The following is a 1,293-nucleotide window of genomic DNA, read 5'->3' as shown; positions in this document are numbered from 1 at the left end:
CCCGCCTCGGCGGTCACCAGCGCCATCATCTTCAACGCGCTGGTCATCATCGCCCTCGTGCCCCTCGCCCTGCGCGGGGTGGCGTACAAGCCGGCGAGCGCCGCGCGCATCCTCAACCGCAACCTGCTCGTCTACGGCATCGGCGGTGTCATCGCCCCGTTCATCGGCATCAAGCTGATCGACCTGGTCGTCGGCCTCATCCCCGGCTTCTGACCGAAGAAAAGAGACAGACATGTCCACGCTCTCGCGCACCTCGCTGCGCACCTTCGGCGTCGCCGTCCGTGCGATGCTCGTCTTCACGCTGATCCTCGGCATCGGCTACACCGCCGTGGTGACCGCGGTCGGCCAGCTGGTGTTCCCGTGGCAGGCGAACGGGTCGCTCGTCACCGACTCGTCGGGACAGACGGTCGGAAGCGCCCTGATCGGCCAGCAGTTCCTCGACACCGAGGGGAACCCCTCGCCGCGGTACTTCCAGCCGCGGCCGTCCGCGGCGGGCGCGGGCTACGACCCGACGGCCTCGGGCGGCTCCAACCTCGGCCCCACCAACCAGAAGCTCGTCGACGCGATCACCGGGCGCCGGGCGGCCGTCGCCGCGTTCGAGGGCGTCGACCCGTCGCTCGTTCCCGCCGACGCGATCACCGCGTCGGGCTCGGGTCTCGACTCCGACATCTCGGTGGCCTACGCCGACCTGCAGGTGACCCGGATCGCCCGCGAACGGGGGCTCAGCGAACAGGTCGTGCAGCAGCTGGTCGCGTCTAAGATCGAGCCGCGAGACCTCGGGTACCTCGGCGAGTCCCGGGTGAACGTGCTCGAGCTCAACCTGGCGCTCGACGCGCTCTCGCACTGAGACCTCGGGCGAAGGACGGACGACGATGCGACGGGGGCGACTGCGGGTCCTGCTCGGGGCCGCCCCCGGCGTGGGCAAGACCTACGCGATGCTCGAGGAGGGCCACCGGCTCTCCGCCGAGGGCGCCGATGTCGTCGTCGGCGTCGTCGAGACGCACGGGCGCGCGGCCACGGCCGCGCTGACCCGGGGTCTCGAGGTCGTTCCGCTGCGACGCGACCGGCACCGCGGGGTGAGCCTCGACGAGCTCGACGTCGAGGCGGTGATCACGCGGCATCCGTCGGTCGCCCTCATCGACGAGCTCGCCCACACGAACGCGCCCGGGTCGGCGCATGCGAAACGGTGGGAGGACGTCGAGCAGCTGCGGGACGCGGGCATCGACGTGATCACGACCGTCAACGTGCAGCACATCGCCTCGCTCAGCGACGTGATCGAGCAGATCACCGGCA

Annotated in this window: 2 protein-coding genes and 1 pseudogene; all 3 read left to right on the top strand. The window is 70.8% G+C overall.

What is annotated here, in order from left to right:
- Positions 1 to 213, top strand: a pseudogene (locus tag ASG00_RS16165) (potassium-transporting ATPase subunit B); the annotation flags it as partial.
- A gap of 19 nt (positions 214 to 232) precedes the next feature.
- Positions 233 to 847 (top strand): K(+)-transporting ATPase subunit C, encoded by a 615-nt coding sequence (kdpC, locus tag ASG00_RS01080; protein WP_056206218.1) that lies wholly within the window; start codon positions 233 to 235, stop codon positions 845 to 847.
- Positions 848 to 872: 25 nt separating this feature from the next.
- On the top strand, positions 873 to 1,293 hold a 421-nt coding region (locus ASG00_RS16160), incomplete at its 3' end, for a histidine kinase (RefSeq protein ID WP_442922565.1).

The organism is Microbacterium sp. Leaf351 (assembly GCF_001423825.1).
GTDB classification, from domain to species: Bacteria; Actinomycetota; Actinomycetes; order Actinomycetales; family Microbacteriaceae; genus Microbacterium; species Microbacterium ginsengisoli.
This window is presented reverse-complemented; position numbering and strand designations above follow the sequence as displayed.